Origin of the sequence: Gimesia fumaroli (assembly GCF_007754425.1) — a bacterium.
Lineage (GTDB): Bacteria > Planctomycetota > Planctomycetia > Planctomycetales > Planctomycetaceae > Gimesia > Gimesia fumaroli.
The window spans coordinates 7515748-7533934 of sequence record NZ_CP037452.1 but is presented as its reverse complement, the minus strand read 5'-3'; the positions used below and the strand labels follow the sequence as shown (position 1 = coordinate 7533934).

Below are 18187 nucleotides of genomic sequence, written 5' to 3'. Positions count from 1 at the left end.
TCTGGCTGAAGCCGTCTGTTTAAAACTCGCTCATGATTGGTAGAATCTCTGTCTGGCGCTCTCCTGCAGTAACATGGACTTTTTGAAGTTCATCAATAAATATATTGACTTCGCTGCGCACTCCGAATTCGGGAAGATAAATTCCTGGTTCGATCGAGAAACAGGTTTGCGGCAAGACAAGCCGTTCCTCATGCGTTTCAAGATTATCCATGTTGGCACCGTTGCCGTGCGTCTCTTGTCCAATACTATGACCTGTTCGGTGGACAAAAGCGGAACCGTAGCCGGCTTGCTCTATGACATCGCGACATATCTGATCGACTTCCCAGCCTTGAAGGGGCGTGTTTGATGCAAACGCTCGTTCAACCAGATTAATGGCTGCATCACGCGCTTCAGCCACAATTTGAAAGATCTGTGTATATTTTTCTGGCACTTGTTGGCCGACATACCCGACGCGCGTCATATCGCTATAGACTCCGCGTGGTACATCAAGTTTAGCCCATAAATCAATCAGTACAAAGTCACCTTCTCGAATTGCGGTATTAGTGCCGGTTCCCGTTTCATAATGCGGATCGCCACTATGTGCTTCCCGCGCTACAATTGGGGGATGGTACGTTGTCAGTCCTGTCTGGTCAAAATGCTGCATGATGATATCGCAGACCGCGGCTTCTTCGACACTCCCCTGCTCTCGAACCTGACTGGCAATAAAAGACCAGGCGATCTCAAATGCTTTATCAGTTTCAACTCCTGCTTTCTGGTGTAGCTCCCATTGCTCTCTATCCCAGACGGCCTCGAAGAGCTGGACCAGATCTCCCGAGGGAACAATCGACTCAACTGATTCGCGCACCAGTTCTACGGTCCCTGCATCAACGCGGGAGATATAGGGATTGGCATTTCGCGGCGAATACTCCATCGCGATCGAGTTTGCGTTACGTAACATCGTTTCAATGCTGGCTTCCAGTTCCTGCCATTTCAGATAGACAATTTTCTCACCAGGAAGATGGTCGAGTGCTTCAGATTCGATGCGGTGGACCAGTTTGACTGGTTGTCCTGACTGAGGGACAAAATAGAAGAAGCGGCGCGATCCCATCGCATTATCCGGGATATCCAGGATTCTTCTACTTAATACATTGCTTCCACGAAAATCATAGAACAACCAACCATCGAGGGAAAATTGATCCAATGCAGCCTGTACTTTTGAAAGTTTGAACATAGAAAGAAAGCCTGAAATTTGAAGGAATCTGAGGAGTGGATCAACAGAAATCGCCATTAATCAAATCAATGTAAGGCGTTAGAATTCAGTTTTCAAGGAGACCGATGCCCGATCGACTCCCCCAAGGGAGCTTCTTCCGGGAAAAACACATTGAATCAATCGACTTTCAGTTGCGAATGCCAGTGACTGTCTAGACAATAAACGCCTGTTTTTAGAAATCCCTATAATTGAAAGATAGATCAATAAATTCTTACCTGAGACTGAGGAGAGACGACGATTTCTACTGTATCGACTGAAATTGCTTACCAGAAATGCATTTCACCCGCTTGTGCAGCAACCTATTCGCTTGACGAAGTTTTAACCGGTTGTCCGAAGTGTGGGGAATTGCTGGATGTTTCGTATAACTGGGATCAGGTTCAGGTTCCTCAGTCTCTGCGCGACTTTGAAAAACGCTGGAGTAATCGAAATCATCCGATTGATTTCAGTGGCGTTTGGCGATTTCGTGAATTGCTCCCCTTTGCCCAGGATGATCAGATCATTACGATCGGCGAGGGACAGACGATGCTGAAGGCATCGAACCCCGTGGCACAGTATGCCGGTCTGAATGATGACTGTCTTTATCTGCAGTACGAAGGCCTGAATCCGTCCGGCAGTTTCAAAGATAATGGAATGACGGCCGCTTCCACTCATGCTGTAATGGTCGGTGCCAAAGTCGCAGCGTGTGCGTCCACAGGGAATACCAGTGCTTCGTTGGCCGTATATGCCAGTGTTGCTCAAAAATTCAAAGTCGTTGTGTTTGTCGGTAGTGGAAAAATTGCGTTCGGAAAATTGTCGCAGGCACTTGACTATGGTGCAAAAACCGTTCAGATTCAGGGGGACTTTGATGACGCCCTGGCGCGTGTTCGCGAAGTCTGTAATCAAGAAGGAATTTATCTGTGTAACAGTGTGAATCCATTTCGACTCGAAGGTCAGAAATCGATTATGTTTCGTGTGCTGGAAAGTCTGAACTGGGAAGTTCCCGACTGGATTGTCGTGCCTGGTGGAAATCTGGGAAATTCCAGTGCGTTCGGTAAAGCATTTATGGAACTGAAGGAGTTAGGGCTTATCGACCGGATTCCGCGTCTGGCGATAATCAATGCCCAAGGTGCTAACACGCTCTATCAGCTTTACGAACAGGAAGGCATACGCTGGAATGGCGGAAATTATGACCGCGCCGCTTCGACGGACTTCTTTACTCAAATGGACCAGGAAAACCGACGTGCATCCACTCTGGCCAGTGCCATCGAAATTAACCGTCCGGTGAATTTTTCTAAATCGTTACGAGCTCTTGATGTATGTAATGGTGTCGTTCGCGAAGTAACAGATCAGCAGATCTTGGATGCCAAAGCTCAAGTTGGGGCCGGCGGACTCGGTTGTGAACCAGCGAGTGCTGCGAGTGTCGCTGGAGCGAAGTTACTCAAAAGCGAAGGGGTCATTGCTTCCAGTGATCGCGTTGTTTGTATTCTCACGGGACATCAACTAAAAGATCCCAATGCGACAGTGGCTTACCATTCTGCGACTGATGAACATATGGATGAAAAATTGACGAGCCACGGTGTTAACAAAGCGCCTTTTTCGAACGGACCTATTGTCGTCGAGAATGATTTAGATAAAATAATAAAGGTCATTCGATCTTTTTAATGAGCTTCTTTGAATCATGATTTTCTGTTGTTAATTCAAGATCTTAATACACACAAAGTGTTTCAGCCTGTCAAAACAGAAATCAAATTCTATTGGCAGTGGAAATTAAGATAAGGGACACGGAATGAGTACACCCTTTGAAGAACTGGAGTATCTGGCTGATTTTCTTCCTGATGAGGGAGAGTCAGTGATCGTTTCGCGTAATCATGGGGAATTGATCTGCGAAAATTTCCAGAAAGAGCGTCCGCTCGATGAAATGGCCAGTCCGGAATTTTATGGGCATCTGGTACATGCCAATGAGAGACTGAATTCCCTGGTTGCCCGTCCAATCTGGATTTCGATACTTGTCTGGTTCTGGGTGTGTGTCCTGATCCATGAAGTGTTTGAATTTGGATGGGGAGGCTGGTATCTGGATCTTGGCTTTGCACTGGTTGCGATGGCTGCCAGCTATGCAGCAATTCGCCTTCGTCAGGATCGTTATTTCAAACAGGAAGTGCGACCCACGCTGAACCGGCAAATGTATGGCAGCAATTTGAGCAAATATGCTCTCGTCGGTGTGATCAGGCAGCGTCCTGAACTACGAACCTTGCTAGATACCCTCTCACGCTCATTGCACTAGGCTTGATATTGAATCTGGCCTTGCACATAGATATCAGAATCCAGAGTTCGAATCTGGCATTCTGTGATGTTTTGGAATTGCGGAATCGTATCGAGTCCCTGGCCCGCAAGTGGGGTGATCGCTGTTTTACCGCCCACGATCTTAGGCGCTATGAAGACGTGAACTTCATCGATCAGCCGAGCATCAAAGCAAGAGCCCAGCAGACTTCCCCCGCCTTCGATCAGAATATTCGTCATCTCTTTGCGGCCTAATTCCAACAGGCATTGCTTGAGATCTGGCTGAGCCGTTTGTAATGTGGGGTTTGAAAACAGTAAGACTTCGACGCCCACTTGTTCCAGCTGTTTGATATTGTTTGTCGGAGCCGAGTCATGAGCGATAACCATCACAGGCGCTTCATCAATTGACTGAACCAGTTTTGACTGACAGGAGAGCGCCGCTTGAGAATCAACTACAATGCGCGCGGGTGTTCTAGGTCCTGCAGGCCGCGCTGTGAGTAGCGGGTCGTCTTTTTCTGCCGTCTGCTGGCCGACGATGATGGCATCCATGCGGCCACGAAGTTGGTGGACCAGTTCACGCGAAAGTTCATTCGAAATCCACTGTGAGTGGCCGGTTCGAGTCGCTAGTTTTCCATCCAGCGTCATAGCCCATTTCGCATGAACCCAGGGTAAACCTGTGGTGACACGCTTTACAATAGGACGCACCAGCTTTTGGGCAGCAGATTCCAGTAGTCCCAGTTCGACTTCAATTCCAGCTTGTTGCAACTCGGCAATTCCACCACCGTCAACATGTGGTGCAGGGTCGCGCATCGCTATCACGGCTTTTTTAATCCCCGCCTTGATAATTGCCTGAGAGCATGGTCCTGTTTTTCCCTGATGACAACAGGGTTCCAGGGTGACATAAATCGTGGCTCCTTTTGCCCGTGTTCCTGCCATAGTTAAAGCATGGATTTCGGCATGAGGCCCACCGTGCTGTTGATGATACCCTTCACCGATCAAGTTCAGATTTTCATCAACAATGACTGCCCCGACAGCAGGATTGGGTTCAACAGACCCTGTGCCCAGACTGGCCAGATCAAGCGCACGTTGCATCACAGCTTCTGAATTGGAAAACTGATTGATGGTATCCACTGATAGATGCGCTTTCCTGTACGATATGTCTAGAATTGCTGATATTAGTGAAGTGCAACTTCAGTGTGTCGCACTTAAATGTTTGATCAGGATTGTCCGGGTAACCAAAGTTTCTGTCCGGAGTCAGATTCACTATCCGGTGTGTCTTCTCCCGGTGCCCAGATGCCTTCGGCAGTTGTCTGGCCTGGAACTCCTCCCTGATCTAAAAGTGTTGCTGCTTTCATCCAGGGTAAATCCAGATCGAATGCTTGAGCGAACGCTTTGAGATATTCTTTGATCTGTGGTGTCTTTTTGCCGTATTGATCCCAGATTTGTTTCATAAAATCTGAGAGGTTCGGATCTGTAGTGTCTTCTAAACGGAATGAGAGTTCTCGCATTTTCCATTGAAGCTCACTCTCGAAAGCATTCTCGGATTGCTCCCTGGCATTTTCCTGCCCCTGATGAATCCAGGAAAGCATTTCTTCACGTTGGTTTCGTTTGTGGCAAATTTCGGTCAATGTTGAATAGACGCGATCCAGATCGACTTCTTTTTTACATTCGTCACGATTCAGAATTTCGATTAATACGTCATAAAGGAAGCGAGGGTGCCGGATGAGTAACGCACGGTTAAAAACATACATTAACTGCGAGTCAGTGAGTTCTTTGACGGGAATTCGATTTTGAGTCATGGAAGAGCAAGTGTTAAAATGTGAGGATTCATTCACACTTAAAACAGGCAGCTCAAAAATACCCAGACTGGGATCGAGTTCATCGAAATTCAGAAAATGTCCCAGTGCCAATACCTGGGCATCAAGGACATAAGCGGCAGCCGTTAGTGCAACCTTCCGTTCCTCATTGCCCGCAGCCTCCTGTGGGGTTTTATGATCCAGGCCGGCTAATTTGGTGTTTGACCAGGTTTCCGAAATTAGTTTCTTCCACTGTTGTGCTTCGAGTTCTCTCCGTTTGATAATGGGCATTTTTTGTGGAAAACTCCACCGGAAAAACAGAGGCCATTGCTCAGCAGGAATAGGAGAAAGTGGGTTACTGGAAATTTCGTCATCTTGTTCAACGACTTTTAAACCACATTCTTTTTTACCTTGCTCACCCAAGGCTTCGTCAAACAATTTCTCCGCCGTTGTGAGTTGGTCCCCTTCATATGCATACAGGCGAACGAGGCCCGGTTGTCCCAGCTGCCTGTCCGCATCAAAAACATCGATGTCACCAATTACAACATGAACATTCTCTAGAGTGATATCCTCTCCCTTTGATTCCATATCAATCGGTGTATCGATAATCTGAAAGTATGCGACGGGAGTGCGTTCGTCCAATTCCTGTTCTTGTTCTGGAGGAGGAACATTTCCCCGTAAGAGTTGAGGATGTTGTTCCAGGATTGTCAGGAATTTGGAAAGGGAATCGAGTTCATAAACTTGCTCAACCGATTCAACGACATCGCCTGTATTATTTAAATCAAGCAATTGTGCCAGTGTTTCCAGTTCGACTGATTCTGCAAAATCATCTTCGATAGTCGCAGCTTTATGGAACAGTTCGGCAGCTTGAATTTCGTCCGTGGCCCAGGCATAGCAAAATGCCGCATTTTTCCACAGGGTGGGTTGATTCGTTGCTTCGGCAAGTTGTTTGAATAAACTTGCAGCTAATCGATAGCAACCCAGATTGGCGAGTCGCTGTGCTTTTTCAAATGTTTCCTGCTGATCACCATTTTCAATGGGGCACCGTTCCAGAATGTGCACCCCACGAAATTGATAAGGAATTTGATCATCCCCATCAAATTCCAGCAGGTTCATAAACAGATTCTGCTTATACTCCTGAGATGCGACGCGCATTGCCAGGGCAAAGTGTTCGCGTGCCGCCAGGAAAAAACCGCGCATCTGAAGTGCGATCGCAATGCTGATTGCTAAAGGCGTTGCCAGACTGACATCAATGGCGGCACATTTTTGCAACGCAGTATAGATAGTTTTTTGTGCTTGCTTATAACCCAGAGCAAGAAAGGTCGAAGTGGCAAGCAACGAATGGGCAGCTGGATGATCCGGGTCATGTTCCAGGCATTGTTCCAAAGGCTTTAAGGCATCTTCAAATCGCCGTTCTGCCATCAGAATTTGAGCTTCTGTGATGTAGCTCAAAGGCTGGTCCGGATGATTTTTTTTGAGCCGATCCAGTAACTGGAGTGCCGTTGCTGTCTGGTGCGTTTCATGCAGATGTGAAATTTTACTGATTTCGTCGCCAATGGAATGGCAGCAAAATTTATATTTCTTTCCGCTATTGCAGGGGCAAGGATCGTATGAATCGATACTCATAACCTCGGCCTTCTTTGTTTTCAGAATGTTGTATTAGTGGACTTGTAGCTCTATATGAAAACAGTTTTTTCGTACAGGATCGAAGTAGAGTTACATCGGTTGAATTTGCCTGAAATTCAATAGGGCATCATATCATAAAAGAAACGCATATTGCACGCGCTTAGTACGCTCTTCTGAGAGAAAATGCGTACTCCCCCTGCCTGGATCAGTGGTACTTGACGCAGTAAACAATAGATCCCGACAGTTGAGAATAGCAATACTGTCTCCGAATCAGCTGTCTAACGCCTGTTTCAGGTCAGCAACAAGATCTTCAGGGCTTTCGATTCCTACGGAAACCCGGACCGTTTTTTCAGTGATACCGGCTGCGCGTCGTGCTTCCTGAGTCATGGAAGCGTGGCTCATACTTTCCGGATATTCAATCAGAGACTCGACGCCACCCAGAGATTCCGCCAGCAGGAACAATTTCGAGTTCAGCATCACTTTTTCGGCAACCGGACGCCCATCCTTCACATCAAAGCTCAGCATGCCTCCAAAGCCGTCCTGTTGACGTTTGGCCAAATCATGATGTGGGTGAGATTCCAAGCCTGGATAGTAGACACGTTCCACTTTGGGATGTGTCTCCAGCATGCGTGCCAAGGCAATCGCACCACGTTGATGTGCTTCCATCCGGGGGGCTAATGTTTTAATACCTCGTAAAACCAGCCAGGCGTCAAAGGGAGAACAGCCTAAACCGAGTGCATTTGAATTATAGGCAACACGTTCGGCCAGTTCTTCAGTACGTGAGACCACACAACCGCCGACCACGTCTGAGTGACCATTCAAATATTTTGTGGTTGAATGTAAAACAATGTCGACGCCGAATTCAATCGGTCTTTGAAGATAAGGGGAACAAAAAGTATTGTCAGCAATGGTGATGATGTCGGAATCCGCTGCCGATGCAATTTTCGTAACAGCTTGAATATCAACCAGATTTAACAGAGGATTACTGGGCGTCTCGATCCAGATCGCTTTCGTTTCCGGAGTGATCGCTGATTTCACAGTTTCAGTATCGCTCATTTTTATGAAAGAAAAAGTGATTCCCCATTTTGTAAACACATCGGCAAATAAGCGATAGGTTCCACCATAAATGTCGTCTCCCGCAATGATATGGTCGCCGGGTTTGAACAGATGCATTACCAGAGTGATTGCGGCCATTCCTGTCGCAGTTGCCCGGCACGAAATGCCACCTTCTAAAGCGGCGATATTCTCTTCCATTGCACTCCGAGTTGGGTTTCCACTACGTGTATAGTCAAAGCCTTTGTGGCTTTCCAGACTATCCCAGTAAAACGTTGAGGTGGTATAGATCGGGGTTGTGCAGCTGTTAAAAGTGCCGTCTTTGTCAACTCCGGTATGAACGCACTTGGTTTCAAAACGCATAGTATTAATATCCAAAAGATTTATGGTGATTTGAACAGAGGCTGGCTGCCAGTCAGAAACGACGATGTTCTTCGAAGTGACACCAGACAATATATCAGGTTCAATGAATCGACTGTTGTACTGAAGAATACCGCCACAGACAGCTGCCTGCCACTGATTAGAGTTACGATCTTAGGTCTCAGTACTTTCTGGATCCGGTCTCTGGAGATGATCTGTTCCGAACTTATGTATTGACAATCACTTGTCGCATTTATGTGTTTTCAACGAGCATCATCAAACAGTGGTGTAGACAGGTACCGCTCTCCTGAATCAGGCAGGATTACGACAATTGTTTTTCCTTCTGCTTCAGGGCGTTTGGCAATTTCCAGGGCAGCATGCATTGCCGCGCCACAGCTGATTCCACACGTGATTCCTTCCTGACGCGCTATTTTGCTCGCCATCTCAAATGCTTCGTCGTCGGTTACCTGGATTACTTCGTCTATAAGTGAAGTATCGCAGTTGGCTGGAATGAATCCAGCACCAATCCCCTGGATCTTATGTTTGCCTGGCTCTCCTCCAGAAAGAACAGGACTGCTGGTTGGTTCAACAGCGACCGATTTTACATAGAGTCCTTGTTCCTCTTTCAAAAATCGTGAGACACCTGTGATTGTTCCACCAGTTCCCACACCGGCTACAAAATAATCCACTTTTCCTTCAGTATCTTTGATGATTTCCGGACCAGTTGTCTTAAAATGAATTTCTGGATTAGCAGGATTTTCAAATTGCTGAGGCATATAGAATTCAGGGCTGGCAGCTAATTCTTCCGCTTTTTGAATCGCTCCCTTCATTCCATCAGCGCCAGGCGTCAGTACCAGATTGGCACCGAATCCTTTCAGCATCAAACGACGTTCTACGGACATGGAATCGGGCATTGTCAGTGTTAATTTGTAACCGCGTGCTGCACAAACAAATGAGAGTGCAATACCTGTATTACCGCTGGTTGGTTCAACGACCTGCATCCCGGGTTTTAATTTACCACTTTTTTCAGCGTCCCAGATCATGTTGGCACCGATTCGGCACTTGACACTATAAGCGGGATTTCGTCCTTCAATTTTTGCAAGCACTGTCGCCTTGAGTCCCTCGGTTAAGTGGTTGATTTTCACCAGAGGAGTATGGCCGATCGTTTCGGAGTTATCATGAAAAATGGGCATGTCGATTTCTTTCGATGAGAAGAATTTCCAGGCAAATTATGTTAAAACGACCAGAAGTCGAAATCTTGTTACTGGTAGGTTAAGGGGGATGAGAACTGGAATTTGGTAGTCCTCTCCAAATCGCCTGTATTATGTAAAATCGCTGAAAATGTGGCAATCCCTTTATTAAATATTGTTACAGCATGACTTCAGACACTCGCAAAATAATCGATGATCGGAAATTGAGAGTCATGTATGCTTTCGTTTTCATAGAAAATTCGAAGCGAAATGAAGAACGGGGATATTAATTCTGTGGTAGGGAAAATGTAAAAGGAGCAGAGGGACCGACTTTTTTCATCATCCCAGAGGCGGTTGAATTAGCGGGGATACTGACGATGCCATCTTCTGCGACCATGACCATCCCCATTTTCGAGTTCTGATCTCGTTTTGAGATTTGAAGGTATTCAGTCCACTGAGCGGGTTGAAAAACAGTCCCCAGCCAGCTGATTTGCCCTGTTCCATAGATATTGAAGTCGAAAAAAGAGTCTTTTGATTCTGATTTGAGTATCTCGTGGCAGTCGGTGATGGTGGTCAGGGATAAGTGACAGTGGCTGTTTTGATCTACAAAAAGGCCGAGGTCGGACCCATTGATCACGGACTGTTCCATGATCAATGAGGCTCCATTGCGAACGCTGAGTGCTACTCGGTTTCCATCTCCAAACAGAGATACGTTCTGGGCAAAAAGGATCGTTTTGCAGAGCAGGTTCTGCTCAGCACCAATCAGATGCCTGGGATTCGAGCCGGCAATGTCAATTTCTTTTTGAACGCTGTTTCGGATCTGGCAGTCGACCAGTGAGTGATAACCACCTACTAGGCTGACACCCACCTGGTTTTGTTCTGCAAGCACGCCGTTATAGACAGAACGGGATGCATTCACATCCTGGATGCCATAAAAATTATTATGAACATAAGCATTTTGTACCATTAACCCGCCCGTCTCATGGATTGAGATGCCATCATCGCCGTTATGTCGCGCAATCACATTTTCCAGTCGAATCCCCCGGCAGTCGCCATGGATATTGAAACCATCATTGGAAAAGTGTTCGCAGATCAGATTTCGGCAAGTGATATAGCTGGCACTTCCAAGTGTGAAACCACTGGTTGTAAGAGTCGCTTCCAGCTGATAATCGGCAGGTCGTTTCTGTGCAGCACAAAGCAGGTATACTTTGTTTGTCTTCCGGTCCCAGAAATGCTGTTCTGGTTCGATTGATTCCAGATTTTTGGCCGCATCCAGTCGTTTCCCTTGTGCAACCAGATAAGGATTGCCATACGGCGTACTCTTAAGTGTCAGGACATAGAGGTTGTCTTTCATCGTTTGCCATCGCGATGCATCAATCTCTTTTAACCCGGACAAGACCGCACCATTACCTTCCACCTCAAAGGGGCGGTTTGGCAGACCACCAAGCCGGCGAAATAGCATGGGCTCTCGATAAGCGATTCCAGTGTTTTTGAGTTCCAGTCGGTCACTCGTTTTGGAGAGTTGGATGGCCATGGCGATAGTGGCTACAGCCGAATCCGGTGATAGTCCATCGTTAGTATCGTTGCCAGTTTGATTATTGACGTAGTAGGTTTCGCCCTTGGATTCTGACAAAGTGCAGAACAGCAAAAGACAAGAAACGATCGCTGCTGAGACTGGTCGAAGCATGGTTTCACGAAGAACGAGTTTGTTTTGGGTATTTAAAAGCATGTCTTTCGATCACAAAGAGAAAAGAGATTTAAAATAAGGGATGATCTGCACTTGAAATGCCTGCAGACTGAAATAGCCAAAGAAAGCTGCTGCCCAGACCATTACCACAAAGCGAAGAGGGCTGGTGCTGATGCTACGACTAAGAATCTTTGAATTCATATACAGCAATATCATCGAATATAAAAACATGACACCGCCGTTCATTGCAGCAGAAGTCTCAATCAAAAACAAAGGCTGTCTGAACTGAGGATTGATCGAACCATACAACAGAATTGCAGAACCGAGTAAAATTTCACCCCAGAGAAAGACATAATATAGTTTACTCAACGACCAGTGTTCGTTGTTTCGTAAGTAATTTACTTTCAGGATGTCGGCAGAAATTCGCGCCGTTGCATCGAGAACACCCAGTTCGGTTGTGAGTAAAATTGCCGCACCCATCAGTAGAAAGAGCAACTTGAATGTTCCGCCAAGGCGGTCTTCCAACAGTGTAGCCTGGCCCCAGATAAAGTTCAGGCCGGTACCAAACTGGGACACACCTTCTTTTAGCTGTCCGTTTTCATCATAAAACAGGGAATAGGAAATCAGAGACAAGAGAACCAGGCAGGCCAGACAAGTGAGAAAGAAACTGAGGAAGTGCTCGATATTCGCTGCTCGCCACCACTGGTGCCAGCGAGTCTGGTTTTCAGTGGTATGTTTAAAATGATAACCGACTTCACTGACGGCTTCCTCCTGACCGGTAATCGGGCTGGTAATACGTCCAATGTATTTACCCATTCCGTAACCTTTATCTTTGATGAAGTTACTTTGTCCCAGGTTCATCGTCCCACCCGCACCGGCAAATGCTAATGCACCCAGCAGAGCCATTGTGGATAATCCACTCGAGGCCTCGGGCATCTTTCCAATGCTGATTGCTCCTTGAAGCATGGAAGTAACGGCATAAGGTTGTATTAGATAGACTCCCAGAATTACCGCGATGAGGAAGATCATTCCAACAAGAAAAATCTGGATCTTTTCAACGGTGTTGTAAACCACCGGTCCGGTTGTGAGAACAATTCCAACCAGAAGTAGCCCGGCGATTCCCAAAAACGAACTGTACTTAGCCTCGTATTGCAGGTCGTATCCCTGGTTAATTTTGTCGAACAGTTCAGCCGACTGGTCTGTAATTTGGTTTTGCGCGAATGCGGTACTCAAAGTATCACGTTCCGATTCATTCATTCTACCGCGCCATTTTAGAGTGGCTGTTTCAGCAGAATAACTGGCATTATCTGGCAGGCCTTCTAATGAGAAGAGGGAGGGTGCAGGCTCTACTTGAACGCTGGCAATGGTCTCAGGGCCTAAAAAGGTCCAACTCAACATTGTTCCTGCGCCGGTTGCCCAGCCCGGCCACGCCCAGGGAATAATATTCAAGAGCAGCATGATCCAGGCCCAGTTTTTATTCAGGCGGCAGAAACCGGTAATTGCACTCTCCCCTGTGACCAGGGTCCAGCGTTCGATTTCCATGTTCATGAAAAACTGCGTCATCACTCCGAGCAAGCAGGCCCAAAAGAAGACGAACCCGGTTTTATACGTGATATAAGGCCAGAGAACAAATTCTCCAGAACCTAATGAGAGTCCTGCCAGCATGATGCTGGGGCCAATCATTTTTCTCCAGGAGATCGCCGGCGGAAGATCGCGGTATTTAAGAGGAGGCAGCGATTGGTGGGGAATAACCTCATCAGGCACTATTTCTTCATCGCGATCAGACTGATTTTGATCTGACATGGAGTCGTCTTTCATGAATGGCGAGCGTAATTCAGAACGTTCTCATTCTAAGCCGAAAGTATTGAGCCTGCCACTCAAGCCCTGCCGACTTGAAGAATTTGCTTTGTCGGAGGAGAAAAGCGAGCGATTCTGATTGGGGACGAATTTAGATTCCGAGTGAGTACAATGGGGCTTGCGAGGCGGGAAATGGGGAGCCACAACACTTAAGAGGGAGTGATGAAAAGAGTCGTGAGTGAACAGGAAAATCACTTCAGAGGTGTCGTTAATTTGAGAGCGGCGAAGAACTATCGAATCCAATAACATACAGAGTGCATCGATTATTACCGGATTTTCTAGATGTAGGAATGTGAAGCGGGAAAACCCGTTATTACCTATGAAATAAGGCATTTATTGAGATAAATAGATTAAGACTTCTCCAGAAAAAAATAGGGATGTATATTGCTTTGTTCACTCGAGGGTGTTAAACTGATTTTTGTTGTTTTGGAGTGGTGTGACCACGATTCCATATCTGCCTGGGGGCAGCCGCGTAGCGACCGCTGTAGGTGTCGCTGAGCTTTTTATCGCGTTGTTTCTTTCCCAATTCATGTGAAAATTGGATCCTGCCAGCTCCAATTTGAACTGCTTGTTTTACCTGAATGAAACCCAGCTGCGTAAAAAGTACGCGCTTTGAGTTCAGTGTTAGAAACAGAGTGCGATGAAAATTCTGGTAAGGTTTGATCTCATGACGGAATCAACCAAATTCACGGAGTCTGATAAATTTGCTTTTGAGCTGGTTCAAAATCTGGTGCGGTCGCCTGGTGCGTTTCCACAAACAGGGAAATTCAGTAGTAAGATTTGGGCACAGCTTTTTGGAATGACAGAGAAAAACTTCAAAGAACTCCTGAAAGAATCAGGGATCCCGTATTTTAAATTTGGGAGTAATGTCATTGTGGATGCCAATGATTTTTGGGCAAGTCAAAAACAGAAGGAGGCGTGAAATCCCGTCTGCTCTCTTTTCAATTCCAGATGCTTTTGGTGTGGCTTTAAGAGGTCAAGGATGTATCTGGCATTGATCTTCCACAAATTGAATAGACCTTGGTGACAAGGAAAGGTGGTGACAAATGTGTATTGTTCAATGATTAAAACCCAATGGCGATGAACTCTTTTCTTAGCCAATTGAGTGAATATTCGGCATTTATGATACAGTGAAAAACCTCGAAATGCCGATCATGATCCTTGATCCACATTTAAATAATTGAAAATTAGATCATTTAGAATTTGCGTGTATATCTCTACTACTCTGTGAGATTGACAAACGAGACTGCAAATAACTCCTCAGAACCCCGGGCGTGTCTATGAAAGTTCTTGTTGTCGATGATATTGGATATTCTTGTCACTATTACGCACGGCTAGTAGAGAAAATCGGTTTTACTGCGACGACTGCCTCGTCCGGATTTGAAGCCCTGCAGATACTGCAAATGGACAATGAGGTCCACGTAGTTCTGACAGATCTTGTGATGAGTGGGATGGATGGGATCGATTTATTCCAAAAAGCACAACTTGTTGAACGCTATTCGGATAGTGGGACTGTCTCTCCTCCCCAATTTATTTTAATGACGGCAGTCAGGCCTGAGAAAAATTCTCAAGATCGAAATGTACAACGGCTAAAACTCGCGAGTGAATTGGGTTTTTCCAAAATCATGTTTAAGCCCCTTGATCAAAAAGAGTTGAAACAGGAACTGGATGACATGTCTCTCAATGTGATTCATTCCTCTGAAAGTGAGGTATCGCTTGATTTATATTCTCCTACGCAAAAGGTCAGAGAGTCAGTAAGAGAAATTGTCAAAGCCGATAACAAACAGGCGGCGTCAGAATTTCTCGAAGTTCTTCTCGAAGAGATCGCCAACTTAAAGAATTACTTAAAAACATCGTAATCCCGATTCCCCTGACACTCGATTTCCAATTAGAATCCTTGCAGATGACATGATCATCAATAACGGTCAGAATGGACCGATTCCAGTGATTTGAATTTGTAAGTGAGCGCAATGGCAAAATGTGACCAGGGATATCTGTGTGTGGTCTGCGGCTTAGAAGTAGAGAACATCGAGGACAGCGGCCTCTATCTGCGATACATCATTGGTGAAGTGAACGAGGATGAATTGCAATCACAGCCCGAGCACCATATCAGGTGCAATCCCGTCCTGGCACAGTTTATAGTAGATGAGGGCTTCGATTCGATGTTAGTCGATGGGCCATTTGATAAACGTGAGCTTGATCCTGCTGAAACCTTAGTGCGTGAAAAGCTGGTCAGCAGGGGATGGAGAAGACTGCATGAAGTAAAAAGCAAACAGCTTCCTATCAGCGAATTTCCAATAATAAACGAGGAATTAGGATAGTCTTCGCTCCGGATCTTTCTGGTCCCAGCCTGACCATGATCACTTTATCTACTGATTTTTAAACACCTGTCGTTCTGAGTAACGCCAGGTGTTTTTTTTGCGCACTTTTATATTGTCCCACTCTCGCCATTCGCGAAGATTAGCAGCCACAGACATCAATTACTTCTTCTAATTCAACTGAGACCAAAATGCCTGAAACCGTTCGAAAAGGATTGTTCATTCCAGCATGGGTTATTGCCTGTATTTTCTCTCCGATTATAGCAGGAGGAGTCGGCGCGATTACCTGGACTGCAAAGACCCTGGTGGAACATGGCCATCAACTCATCGAAATAGACGAAAAGCTGGATGCCAACAAAGAGCTACTGATTGAAATGGTGAATTCGCATGAGAGACGAATCAGCCGTTTAGAAGACAGGGTGTTCGGGGAAAATTGATGAATGCGTTCAAAACTTCAGACTTGCCTCAAAAACTGATTGAACTGATGGAAGGGCCGGTACCGCCTGACTATTTCATTTCGAATGGGTGTAACTTCTCACCAGATCTGTGGGGAGGTGTTGATATCCGGCCAGCGTGTCATTTTCACGACTTCGCATATCAGCGGGGTGGATGCAAGAAGGATCGACAACTTGCTGACGCGTCGTTTTATCGCAATTTGAGGCGCTGTGATCTGGGTAAGTTCATGGCAAACGTTTATTACCGTCGCGTGCGGTTGTTTGGAGTGGCAGCGTTTAACTGGGCAGAGGGGAAGGTTCCCCTGAATCCCTGGCACTATGTTTTGTTATTTTTTGACAGGTACATCAAATGGTGACTCATATAGCTCAGTTGATCGTGATACTCTCGCTCATAGTCTGTATTTGCAAACTTGGATGCATCTTGCTGGACGGGCTTTGCGAGAAACTTAAACGCATGAATTCAGAACGATTTATCAACAAGGTAAGAGACATAAGTGGCCATGAGCTGATCGACTTCACTAGATATAGCGATAAGCAAGTCAATGAGATGGCCGAAAGCCTATCAGATGAAATTCGGGGTAATGCCAAATGCGAACAATAACAATTCTATTTGTGCTCCTGACAGCTTCAATTGTGCAGGCTCAGGCTTTGGCAGTCCGCGTGACGGAAACCGAATGTACGCCAACCGGATGTCGGCAGTTAACCGGGACTGGAGCCTGTGCCTATATCGGTAACGTTGAAGACCGATCAGTTTACATTACAGCGGCCCACAACGTGAATAAAGCAAAGACTGTTCATGTGGGCTATGGCGGTAAATGGTGGGGCGCTCGGGTGATTCACAAGGAATACCGAAATTCAATCGACTATGCGATCATAGAAACAGCGAACATCAACGCGCCTAAGTGTTTCAGTCTTGCAGAGTCACAGCCTGCACACGGAGTCAGCGCGGTCGCCTACGGTTATTCAAACGGAATCTACAACCTGCGGGCCTTGCGGGCAAAGATCCGAGTTACCCGAGGCGGTCGCTACTTCTCAAAGGTGGTGGCCAAGGGCGATTCAGGCGGGCCAATTCTCGTAAACGGTCAGGTAGTAGGCATTATCAAAGGGCATGACACACAACAGACGATCTACACGGACTGCACGCTGATTCGTCGGCGGGTCGTGAGCATCTATGGGCGGATGCCCTGTTGTGATTGTATTCCTCCTGTCTTGGGGCCGGAACCGCCACCCACCCTCCCCGTGGTTCCGGCTCCTGACAACAGTGATCAGATAGCAGTATTAGAAGTCGAAATCGGAAAGCTGAAAGCCGAGATTGACAAATTAAATAGGACTCAGATTCCTGTCTGGATCATGAATGCAGATGGGAAAGCAATTGCAAAAGAAACCTACCCGCTTGGTGATCCTATCAAGCTTCGTTTTAAGGCCGTTAAACAAAGTGAGGCTAAGTAATGCCGGACGGCGATATTTTAGATGTAGAAATCCCTGTTGAGGGAGAAGGAAACAAGGAGATGGCTGTGGATTTATCCGACAATGTAGCGAATCACATGCTGACACAACTCATGCAGACAGGAACCGTCGCACAAAACAACTTCGTGACTGTTCAAAAGGTTGTTGACTACGATTACCTGGAAAACAAACGCATGGTGACTCTCGATGAAGCCGTTGGCATTCGTGAAGTACAGGCCAAGGTATCTCCCGGTGGGCCTGCGCCAGCGTAATGGTTGACCCGCTGGAAGAACTGATCAGGCAGAGTAACGAATTTCATGATCGCTTGATTAATCAGAATAACGAGCTAGACCGGGCGTTCCAGAGTGGGACGTTCGGCGAGCTTGTTCAATCATGGAGGAGAGAAAGTGACAGCGGAACTGAGCTGGAAGGAGAGGATGGCGAAACACTTCTGGAGCGTGAAAGTGGGGGAGCGAGCGGAGAACCTGAGGCAGGCGGCGAGACGGTTTAACAACGTGGATTCGCTGACGATGGCCACGCGCGAAAAGCTGCTTGGGAAAGAGATCGTTGATAACAATCGTCCAGAGGGCGAAGACATGCACATTGGGGATGACAACAGCGTAGTGCATCAATACATGCCAGCACAGGGAAACACAGCGGGGACACTCGCAAAACTGGCCTTAGGAGCTGGTTTAATTGCAACTGGTGTAGGAGTGCCTGTTGGTGGCTGGCTAATCGCTGACGCATTGAAGAATAGGCCGGCACCAGTAGCTGATCCAAACATCGATACAGACACTCAGTATGAAATAGGGCTGGAAAAATAAGACTGTTTTCTTTAGTTCCGATTGAGCACCGATGCCTGAATGCACCCCAAGACAAACGGTGAATTCCTTT

The 18187-nt window shown here is 46.6% G+C and carries 17 protein-coding genes; 10 read left to right on the top strand and 7 right to left on the bottom strand.

All coding sequences use genetic code 11. The features are described from left to right. Positions 1-19: 19 nt before the first annotated feature. Entirely contained in the window at positions 20-1210 is a 1191-nt protein-coding gene (locus Enr17x_RS28625) for a M24 family metallopeptidase (protein WP_145313709.1), read from the bottom strand. 276 nt (positions 1211-1486) lie between these two features. On the opposite strand from Enr17x_RS28625, the gene thrC reads away from it, so the two are divergent. Both thrC and Enr17x_RS28615 read left to right on the top strand, forming a co-directional pair. Further along, positions 1487-2890: a threonine synthase gene (gene thrC / locus Enr17x_RS28620; RefSeq protein ID WP_145313703.1), complete on the top strand. Its 1404-nt coding sequence runs from the start codon at positions 1487-1489 to the stop codon at positions 2888-2890. Between the two features lie 124 nt (positions 2891-3014). Beyond that, on the top strand, positions 3015-3509 hold the full coding sequence (locus Enr17x_RS28615; protein WP_145313701.1) for a hypothetical protein: 495 nt from the start codon (positions 3015-3017) through the stop codon (positions 3507-3509). Here the strand turns inward: Enr17x_RS28615 and ribD are convergent. The 6 genes from ribD to Enr17x_RS28585 form a co-directional block, all read right to left on the bottom strand. Then, complete coding sequence (gene ribD / locus Enr17x_RS28610) at positions 3506-4636, bottom strand: bifunctional diaminohydroxyphosphoribosylaminopyrimidine deaminase/5-amino-6-(5-phosphoribosylamino)uracil reductase RibD (protein WP_145313699.1); 1131 nt, start codon at positions 4634-4636, stop codon at positions 3506-3508. The two genes, Enr17x_RS28615 and ribD, sit on opposite strands and share 4 nt — an antisense overlap. Before the next feature lie 86 nt (positions 4637-4722). Then, positions 4723-6927 (bottom strand): tetratricopeptide repeat protein, encoded by a 2205-nt coding sequence (locus Enr17x_RS28605; protein WP_145314259.1) that lies wholly within the window; start codon positions 6925-6927, stop codon positions 4723-4725. Between the two features lie 270 nt (positions 6928-7197). Beyond that, on the bottom strand, positions 7198-8343 hold the full coding sequence (locus Enr17x_RS28600; protein ID WP_145313698.1) for a trans-sulfuration enzyme family protein: 1146 nt from the start codon (positions 8341-8343) through the stop codon (positions 7198-7200). Between the two features lie 260 nt (positions 8344-8603). Then, positions 8604-9533, bottom strand: a complete 930-nt coding sequence (gene cysK / locus Enr17x_RS28595) for a cysteine synthase A (RefSeq protein WP_145313696.1) — start codon at positions 9531-9533, stop codon at positions 8604-8606. A gap of 283 nt (positions 9534-9816) precedes the next feature. After that, the gene (locus Enr17x_RS28590; protein ID WP_145313694.1) at positions 9817-11163 is read right to left on the bottom strand and encodes a right-handed parallel beta-helix repeat-containing protein; all 1347 of its coding nucleotides are present in this window, start codon (positions 11161-11163) and stop codon (positions 9817-9819) included. A 105-nt stretch (positions 11164-11268) separates the two neighbouring features. Further along, the gene (locus Enr17x_RS28585; RefSeq protein ID WP_145313692.1) at positions 11269-13020 is read right to left on the bottom strand and encodes an Nramp family divalent metal transporter; all 1752 of its coding nucleotides are present in this window, start codon (positions 13018-13020) and stop codon (positions 11269-11271) included. A 721-nt stretch (positions 13021-13741) separates the two neighbouring features. Between Enr17x_RS28585 and Enr17x_RS28580 the strand changes: the two genes are divergently transcribed. The 8 genes from Enr17x_RS28580 (at position 13742) to Enr17x_RS28545 (ending at position 18117) form a co-directional block, all read left to right on the top strand. Then, entirely contained in the window at positions 13742-13996 is a 255-nt protein-coding gene (locus tag Enr17x_RS28580; protein ID WP_145313690.1) for a hypothetical protein, read from the top strand. 358 nt (positions 13997-14354) lie between these two features. Further along, complete coding sequence (locus Enr17x_RS28575; RefSeq protein WP_145313687.1) at positions 14355-14933, top strand: response regulator; 579 nt, start codon at positions 14355-14357, stop codon at positions 14931-14933. Between the two features lie 111 nt (positions 14934-15044). Beyond that, positions 15045-15395: a hypothetical protein gene (locus tag Enr17x_RS28570; protein WP_145313685.1), complete on the top strand. Its 351-nt coding sequence runs from the start codon at positions 15045-15047 to the stop codon at positions 15393-15395. Between the two features lie 188 nt (positions 15396-15583). Continuing rightward, on the top strand, positions 15584-15829 hold the full coding sequence (locus tag Enr17x_RS28565; RefSeq protein WP_145222807.1) for a hypothetical protein: 246 nt from the start codon (positions 15584-15586) through the stop codon (positions 15827-15829). Beyond that, a complete protein-coding gene (locus Enr17x_RS28560) occupies positions 15829-16203 on the top strand; it encodes a hypothetical protein (RefSeq protein WP_145313683.1) in 375 nt (124 codons plus the stop codon). The genes Enr17x_RS28565 and Enr17x_RS28560 overlap by 1 nt, the downstream gene beginning before the upstream one ends. Positions 16204-16435: 232 nt before the next feature. After that, positions 16436-17296, top strand: a complete 861-nt coding sequence (locus Enr17x_RS28555) for a trypsin-like serine peptidase (RefSeq protein WP_145313681.1) — start codon at positions 16436-16438, stop codon at positions 17294-17296. A gap of 59 nt (positions 17297-17355) precedes the next feature. Further along, entirely contained in the window at positions 17356-17565 is a 210-nt protein-coding gene (locus Enr17x_RS28550; RefSeq protein ID WP_145313679.1) for a hypothetical protein, read from the top strand. Positions 17566-17730: 165 nt separating this feature from the next. Beyond that, positions 17731-18117 (top strand): hypothetical protein, encoded by a 387-nt coding sequence (locus tag Enr17x_RS28545; RefSeq protein ID WP_145313677.1) that lies wholly within the window; start codon positions 17731-17733, stop codon positions 18115-18117. Positions 18118-18187: the final 70 nt, after the last annotated feature.